Annotated in this window: 6 protein-coding genes; 5 read left to right on the forward strand and 1 reads right to left on the reverse strand. The window is 39.1% G+C overall.

Annotated features, from left to right (window positions below):
• The coding region (locus tag AC1DPQ_RS09520) for a carboxypeptidase-like regulatory domain-containing protein (protein ID WP_477608986.1) at positions 1 to 215 on the reverse strand (215 nt) is incomplete at its 3' end.
• Between the two features lie 404 nt (positions 216 to 619).
• On the opposite strand from AC1DPQ_RS09520, the gene AC1DPQ_RS09525 reads away from it, so the two are divergent.
• From AC1DPQ_RS09525 to AC1DPQ_RS09545, 5 genes are all read left to right on the forward strand, one after another.
• Positions 620 to 2161, forward strand: a complete 1542-nt coding sequence (locus tag AC1DPQ_RS09525; protein WP_477608988.1) for a pyridoxal phosphate-dependent decarboxylase family protein — start codon at positions 620 to 622, stop codon at positions 2159 to 2161.
• On the forward strand, positions 2106 to 4565 hold the full coding sequence (locus AC1DPQ_RS09530; RefSeq protein ID WP_477584913.1) for a GNAT family N-acetyltransferase: 2460 nt from the start codon (positions 2106 to 2108) through the stop codon (positions 4563 to 4565). Before AC1DPQ_RS09525 ends, AC1DPQ_RS09530 begins: the two co-directional genes overlap by 56 nt.
• Positions 4566 to 5906: a lysine N(6)-hydroxylase/L-ornithine N(5)-oxygenase family protein gene (locus AC1DPQ_RS09535; protein ID WP_477608990.1), complete on the forward strand. Its 1341-nt coding sequence runs from the start codon at positions 4566 to 4568 to the stop codon at positions 5904 to 5906.
• A 120-nt stretch (positions 5907 to 6026) separates the two neighbouring features.
• Positions 6027 to 7838, forward strand: coding sequence for an IucA/IucC family protein (locus tag AC1DPQ_RS09540; RefSeq protein WP_477608992.1), 1812 nt, complete (start codon positions 6027 to 6029; stop codon positions 7836 to 7838).
• A gap of 258 nt (positions 7839 to 8096) precedes the next feature.
• On the forward strand, positions 8097 to 8723 hold the full coding sequence (locus AC1DPQ_RS09545) for a M23 family metallopeptidase (RefSeq protein ID WP_477580697.1): 627 nt from the start codon (positions 8097 to 8099) through the stop codon (positions 8721 to 8723).
• The last annotated feature ends 193 nt before the right edge of the window (positions 8724 to 8916 follow it).

Raw genomic sequence — 8916 nt, forward strand, 5'->3', positions numbered from 1 at the left:
ACATAACTCACCTGTAATTTGAAAGAACCTTCGGTTAACTTTAATTCAAAGCTACCATCAGCAGCTGTTATAGCCGAAGCATTTTTGCCTTCAACTTTAATATTTGCCCCAGCAAGCGGAGCGGTTTCGCCTATTACCTTTCCGGTAACGGTTTGAGCTTTGCCCGTTAAGATAAATCCACAGACAAGGATTGCAATTAAGTATAGATTTTTCATCCGTATAAATTTGGTTTTAATGGTAATGAAACTATCATGATTTAGTCATACCGTTGTGATATTGAAAATCATGATGGTTTCATCAATGATTATTATTTTTTTGCGCAAAGCAATCATTTATTTAGATTAAATCCAAATAAAATATTTTATTTTTTTGTTCCACGCTATACTAAAACGGTTAAGCATCAGCCAGCAAACAACTTACTAACAATATGTTAAAAATATTTTAAATATTATTTTTAATCAATCTAAATAAAAATATACCTTAGCAACCGGAATTATAGTCGAAACCGCTCACTAATTTAAGCTGCTCAGAACCAAGTATTATTTGAAAATCTCGGCATTGATATGCCTAGTAATTTTATTGCCATTTAACCTTAATCTTTTGAAAAATTGAAAAACTAATGTTTACATCAGACCTCGAAAAACATGAACTTATTGATTTCCTTACGGAAAGTCCAACCAAGGAAATCTTTCACCACGAAAATGAAGTAGAGTACCTGCATGCAATAGGAAAAGTTACCCAGGCGGTAAAAAAATTCCTCGGCAACAATCAACAGCCCTTTAGTGGTGTATCGCCATCGAAATTAAGACCGCTGTTTGATTCGATCGAATTTGAAAAAACGCACGACAATTACGATGCTTTGCTTAAAGAAGTTGAACAGCTTTACACCAGCCATGCGGTTGCCTTTCACCACCCTGCCTACATTGCACACTTAAACTGTCCGATTGTGATTCCCGCTGTCGCTGCCGAAGTCATGATTTCGGCCATCAACTCATCAATCGATACCTGGGACCAAAGTGCAGGCGGAACACTAATCGAACAAAAGCTGATCGAATGGACCTGCGACCAGATCGGTTACAACAAAAAAGCGGATGGCATTTTTACCAGCGGGGGCACCCAGAGCAATTTAATGGGGCTTTTATTGGCCCGTGATCATTATTCCATCACGGCACTAAACCACAACATTAAAGTAGATGGATTGCCCCAGGAAGCAGCTCGTTTTAGGATTTTTGTTTCTGAAAAAGCGCACTTCAGTATTCAGAAAAATGCTTCCCTTTTAGGTTTAGGCGAAAAATCGGTAATCAAGATCAAAACCGACCGCAGCTTTAGGATGAATACCGTTTTATTGGAAGATGCCATTAAACGGGAAATTAATCAGGGCAACATCCCTATTGCCATTGTAGGCACAGCAGGAACTACCGATTTCGGAAATGTTGATCCGCTGAAAGAACTTGCTTCTATCAGCAAAAAATACAATACCTGGTTCCACATCGATGCCGCTTATGGTTGCGGCTTACTGCTAACGGATAAGTACCGCAGTTTGTTGAACGGGATCGAAYTGGCCCACTCGGTTACGGTTGATTACCATAAATCTTTCTTCCAGCCGGTAAGCAGCAGCGGTTTCCTCGTACGCGATAAAAACTTTTTCAACCTGATTACGCACCATGCCGATTATTTAAATCCAAAAGATCATGATGAGGATGGTTTACCCAACCAGGTAAACAAATCGATACAAACCACCCGACGCTTTGACGCTTTAAAACTCTGGTTTACACTAAGGATGATGGGCAGGAACAAATTGGGTGGTTATTTTGACACCATTATCGAAACCGCAGCCAAAATTGCTGATCTCTTGCACTCAGATAGTGATTTTGAGCTGATGAACGAATCAGATATCAGTGCATTGGTTTTCCGTTACCGACCAAAAAACGTACGCTTAGATGTTTGTGCCATGAACCAGTACATCAAAAAAGCGATGTTTAATCAAGGGAAGGCTTTAGTTGCCGGCACCAAGATTAACCATCAATTCTACCTCAAATTTACCCTACTTAACCCGCTTACTACCATCAGCGATATTGAAAACATTATTAAAATTATTAAAAAACATGGAAACGAATACGTTAGACTCAATCAGGTTTCAGCAGATTTCAGAAGAAACTAACTTTAATGCACTTCTAAACAGTTATTGCAGAGAATTTAACAACTGGAGCCGTTATATAGGTACACCTAAATATGATGAGTCTTTAGCAAACTATTTGACTACCACTACGGATCGCCTGCATATCCGGTTCGATTTTACGGCCATTGGTTTCGAAGTGTATGCGCCTTTAAAATTTTATGCCGACAGTGGCAGGCACGTATTTAATTTCCCGATAGTCGAACGTGATGTTGCTACAGATGTCGTCAATCCGATCAGTATTTACAGGTTTATGGAACTGGCCATCCAGTTCAGTGCTAAAGAATTTCCTGATGTTGATGCTAATCTGGTAAAACAACGTTTAGCCAACAGTGTAGAAAATCTTGAAGCATTTTTATCGTTCTTCAAACAGAATGGCAGGCCTGCAAATTTTGCTAAAATGAATTTTATTGAGGCAGAGCAATCTTTGTTTTTAGGTCACAATGCACATCCACTTCCTAAAGGGAGATCTGGCTTTAACAATAAAGAAGAGCTTTTTAAATATTCACCAGAAACCCAGGGTCGTTTCCAACTGGCCTATTTCCTGATCTCAGCAGAAAATATTGTTGAGAAAAATGCGGAAGGTTTTGACATGACGGATCTTTTCAGAATTGAATTGTTAGATAGCAACCATGCTGAAATCATTCATTTACTCGATCAACACCCAGACCATAAAGTGGTACCCATGCACCCCTGGGAGGCAGAATATCTGCTTACCCTTCCTACAGTAAAAGCGATGCAGGAAGAAAAGCTGCTATTCTATCTTGGGCATTTTGGAGAATTCTATACACCAACATCTTCGGTGAGGACAGTTTACAATGCATCGAGCGATTGGATGCTTAAATTTTCGTTACACGTAAAAATAACCAACTCGCAAAGGGTTAACCTGGTTAGAGAGCTTCACCGTGGCTATGATGTAAGTAAACTTTTAAAAACCGAATACGGCAAAGCGGCCAAAGCCGAGTTCCCTGAAATTGAATTCATTACCGACCCTGCATTTATCTCCGTAAATTATAAAGGCGAAGCCATTAATGGTTTCAACATCAGTATCAGGCAAAATCCTTTTAAGGGAGAAGGAGCCGAGAAAAATGTAACGCTTTTGGCAGCACTTTGTCAGGATGCTTTACTGGGGCAAAAACCAAGAATTGTAAACATCATTGAAGAAGCAGCGATCAGCAAAAATAAAACGGTTGCCTATACTGCAGTAAACTGGTTTAAACAATACCTGCACCTTTGTGTTGCACCGATTGTTGGACTTTACAACAATTTTGGGATGGCTTTTGAGTTCCATCAGCAAAATGTGATGGTAGAACTGGATAAAGATTATTATCCTGCAAAACTTTATTTCAGGGATAATCAGGGCTTTTTCTTTAGTGATGCTAAAGCCGAGGTATTAGAAAAAGTATCTCCTGGTATTGCTGCAGAAAGCGGTTCGATTGTACCGAACGAATACATTATCCCTAAGCTCACCTATTACCTGCTCATCAACAATATTTTAGGTGTGGTAAATGCCATTGCAAGCAACAATCTCGCCGATGAAAAAACCTTGATCGATCTCGTTTATCTGGAGTTTAAACAATTCGAAAACAGCGATACTACAGGTTTGGTTGATTATATCATCAACCGTCGCAGCTGGGAGGTAAAAGGTAACCTGCTTACCAATCTCTGCAATATCGACGAGGCCAGTGCGCCTATCGATAATCCGGCTATTTACCGTGAGTTCCCCAATCCTTTATCTAAATATTTCTTCTCCGAAAACCTGATCAAGCCGCAAACGAAAGATGTGTTGTACAGCAGATTTTTCCCTAAAGAAAATGTAACGATCAACATCCGGCCGTTTAATATCGACCAGGATCTGGAAATGGTTCACGATTGGTTTAACCAGGAACATGCAAAACCGATCTGGAAGATGGATGGACCGATTAGAGGTTTAGAGCTATTCTATAGAACTTTATTGCCAAACGATTCATCGCACAGTTTTATAGGCGAAATAAATGGCGAACCCACTTTTACCATAGAGCCCTACTGGCCAATGCGCGATGGTGTAGGTGCCTGCTACGAAGCTTTAACGACCGATTATGGTGCACATTTGCTGATTGCGCCAACGGATAAAGATAAAAAATTCAGCTTCGAAACCGGTCAGGCATTAATGGATTTCATTTTCGAACAACCTGAAGTAGGTAAATGCATTGGCGAAGCAGCTGTTGAAAGTCGCGCGATGCACATTTTTGTAACCAGATTGGGCTTCAAATTGGAGAAAGTGATCCAGATGCCTTACAAAATGGCCAATCTTACCTTTTGCCACCGCGATTGGTACTGGGAAAAATTCCCTGAGGCGAAGGCATATGCCATGGCTAAATCATCAGAATTTGAAACGGAGGAAATTTAAATGCAAAATCAAAAAATATACGACATTGTAGGGATCGGTATAGGTCCGTTCAACCTGGGATTAGCTGCATTGTGTGCCCCTATCAGTAGCTTAACGACTTTATTTTTGGATCAGGAGAGCGAATTTAACTGGCACCCTGGCATGATGTTAAGCGATGCCACTTTACAGGTCCCCTTTATGGCTGATCTGGTAACCATGGCCGACCCAACCAGTCCGTACAGCTTTTTAAACTACCTTAAACAAACAGATCGCCTATATAAATTCTATATCAGAGAAGATTTTTTTGTATTACGAAAGGAATATAATGCTTATTGTAAATGGGCTATCAATCATCTGCAAAAYTGCCATTTCGGACAGAAAGTAATCAGTGTAAATTACGCTGATGGTGTTTATCAGGTAGAAAAAGTTGATCAATCAAGCGGAACCAGTGAAACCATTTTCACTAAAAAAATAGTGCTCGGAACGGGAACTGCACCAAAAGTACCTGGTTTTATTAGGCCAGCTGAGCATAAAAATGCCATACATTCTTCAGCATATTTAAAGTTTAAATCTACGCTGCTGCAGCAAAAAACCGTAACGATTATTGGCTCAGGACAAAGTGCCGCCGAGATTTTTTACGATTTATTGCCTGAAACGGAGAATGGACTGAAATTAAAATGGTTTACCCGGCCTGATCGCTTTTTCCCGATGGAGTATTCGAAATTAACATTGGAGCTCACTTCTCCCGAATATGTAGACCACTTTTATAATCTGAGTGATGCCAAACGCAAACAGCTTTTAGGAAAACAAAATTCGCTGTTTAAAGGCATAAACTTCGAACTGATTAACCAGATTTTTGATAAACTGTACGAATTGAGTGTTGATGGCGAAAAGGTAAATGCTGAATTGATGCCTAACTGTCAACTGAACAATTTAACAGTAAACGCCGACGGAAAATATCAGCTCGATTTTTATCATACCGAAAGTGAAAAGGATTTTGCTGTTGATACTGATTTTGTGGTGTTGGCAACTGGTTACAAATATAATGAGCCTGGTTTCTTATCAGGGATAAACGATCGCATTGCACGTAATGCCGACGGACTTTTTCAAGTACACCGCAACTATGCTATTGATGTAAATGGAAATGAAATCTTTGTTCAAAATGTAGAACTGCATACCCACGGTTTCGTAACACCTGATTTGGGCATGGGTGCCTATCGCAATGCATCCATTATCAATGCCATTTTAGGCTTCGAAATTTATCCGGTAGAAAAACGGATTGCTTTCCAGCAGTTTAGCGTAACAGATGAAATACAGGAAAATGAATTATCTAACGCAGCGCTGCAATTATCTGAAGATTAAATTAATATTGATGGTCGGGGATTTGTAATCCAGACTATAGAGAACCGGATTTAAAATCCGGAGCACAAAAAGTCCAGATTACAAATCTGGACCAACCCAATATTTAAAATACTAAATACCATGAATTACAACAACTTCAATCACATAAAACCCTTAAACAAAGAAATTTGGGATAAAGTAAACCGCAATTATATTGCAAAATCGATAGTGGAGCTCATGCACGAAAAATTAGCTGAGCCAACATTGATCAGTACCAACGAACAAGGAAATTCTGATTTCCGTCTCGCTACAGATTCTGAAGATATTTATTATACCTTTTCAGGGCAACAACGTGCTTTAGATTACCTGCACATAGATAAACAAAGCATCAAAAAATTTGTAAATGGCGAAAGTGTAGCCGTAAACAACGCTCCTGCATTTTATACCGAACTACAGCAAACTTTTGGCATTAAACCCTTTACACTTGCCCATTTCGTAGAAGAAACCCTAAATACCTTATACGCCGATGCCTACATTCATCAAAAAGGCAGGTTAACCGCTGATGAATTAGCCAATGCTGATTACCAAACCATCGAACATCAAATGGATGGACATCCCTGGGCTACCATCAATAAAGGACGGATCGGCTTTAACCACAGCGATCAAGGTAAATACGCGCCAGAAGCTGCTCAAAGAACCCAATTGGCTTGGTTAGCGGTACATAAAACAAGGGCAGAATTTAAAAGTATCGAAAGTATTTCTTCATTTTCTTTTTATAATGAAGAACTCAGCTTAAAGCAGGTTCACGATTTTAATCAGGTATTAATTCAACAGCAGTTACCACCTGAAGATTATTTCTTCATCCCTGTGCACGAATGGCAGTGGAACAATAAAATCGTATTACAACTGGCACACGATATTGCGCATAATTTAATAGTCCCTGTCGGTTTAGGCAATGATGAATACATGTGTCAAAACAGTATACGTACCTTCTTTAATGTAAGTGAGCCYAAAAAACATTATGTAAAAACGGCTATCTCTATTTTAAACACCTCCATTTTCAGGGGACTTTCACCTAAAAAACTGGCTATTGCACCAAAAGTAACCCAGTGGGCAAAAGACATGCTTCAGGGCGATGAGTATTTAAAACAGGCCCGTGTGGTGCTTTTGGGTGAAGTGGCAACAGTAGCTTATACCCATCCACAATACAGTGAAATTCCGGATTCTCCATATCAGTATCAGGAATTTTTAGGGGCGATTTGGCGTGAGAGTGCCGAAAATTATTTGCTGGAAGGCGAAAACATCATGACCATGGCGAGTCTGCTTTATGTAGATGACAATGGGAAAAGCATGGTTGAGGCTTTGATAGAAAAATCTGGCCTGGATGCAGAAAGCTGGTTAAATGCCTATCTGTCTGCGTATTTAAAACCTGTATTAAGGATTTTTTACAAACATGCTTTTTTCTTTAGTCCGCATGGCGAAAACACCATTTTGGTAATGAAAAACGGCGTACCCGAGCGCATTATTATTAAAGATTTTGTTGAAGAAATTGTACTCACAGAAGAATCGAAAGCCAAATTACCGAATGATCTGGTAGACGTTTTAAGGGAGATTAATGATGAATTAGCCCCTTTATTTATCCTCTCAGGGATCTTTGATGCTGTTTTCAGATACCTCGGCAACATTTTCTACAGTTATGTAGGATTGGATGAAAAACATTTCTGGCGTCAGGTGGCAGATGTAATTTTAGAATTTCAACAGGAAAACCAAGAATTGGCTCCAAAATTCGAAAAATTTGACCTGTTTGTGCCCGAATTTATCAGGGTTTGTATTAACCGCGTAAGGTTGTTAACCCACGGTTATAGCGAAAGTACTGATGTTCCTGTTCCGGAATTGATTGGTACCTTGGTTAATCCAGCAGCAGAGGCTTTGAAGGAAGATGTAATGCTGTAATTGATGTGCAGTCAGATGCTACCATCTGACTGCACGAAAAAATAACATCATTAAGGATCGTCATTTCGAGCGGAGTGCAGCGCAGTCGAGAAATCTAAAAGATAGATCTCTCCATTTCGCTTTGCTTCAGTCGAGATGACGATCTTTCTATGAGATCATATCGCCATCGTTCCTTCCCGCAATAACGATCCATTTATTTTAAACTATAAAAATAGTTTATATCGATAAAATCATTATCTTGCTTTATAAATCTTTAGCATGAAAACATTAGTATTTATCTTTTTATCGACACTTTTATTCGAAACACCTACGATTGAAAAAGATCGCGATCGATGGAAACCATATTATACCGATACTGCTCCAGCAAAAACAGCCGATAACTGGTTTCTTCCTTTTGACGTAACTAACCGTAAGAGAATAAACAACATTAAAATCATCAGCATTTTTGGCGATCATAGAGATAGTTATGTTAAAGGCCACATCCACACGGCTATTGATATTAATCCTGCACAACCTAAAGCGAAACTGGTTAATGTTTACGCCATGGCTAATGGAATAGTATGCTCTGTCCATTTGGGTGAAAACCAACGTACAGTTGTGCTAAAACATAAATTACCAAATGGCTTAACCATGTTTACCACTTATAAACACCTGAAAGAAGTTTATGTAAGCAATGGCCAGAATGTTGATCAAAACACCAAACTGGCCAGGTTATTTACGCCTCTGGAAAGTAAAAAGTATGGGGGCGATTACCATCACCTTCATTTAGAGATCAGAAAAAAATTTGATGATTATGGCTGTGCAAGCTGGCTAACTTTTAATAATAAACAACTGAACGAACGGTTTTATAACCCTCAGGTATTTATAAAAGAACACATCAAATAACTGTAAAGTAAAAAAAGGTATTTCCGAATACACTGAGGAGCTGTTTAAATTTCATTAAAAACAAGATCGTCATTCTGAACTTGTTTCAGAATCTGTTTAGAAAGGAGGTTGTATCATAAATATAGATTTGTCATCCTGAGTTTGTCGAAGGACCTCCTTAAATACGCTTTAAGGTGTTTCGACAGGCTCAACA

The sequence above is a fragment of the Pedobacter sp. 01T416_2 genome, assembly GCF_056398925.1.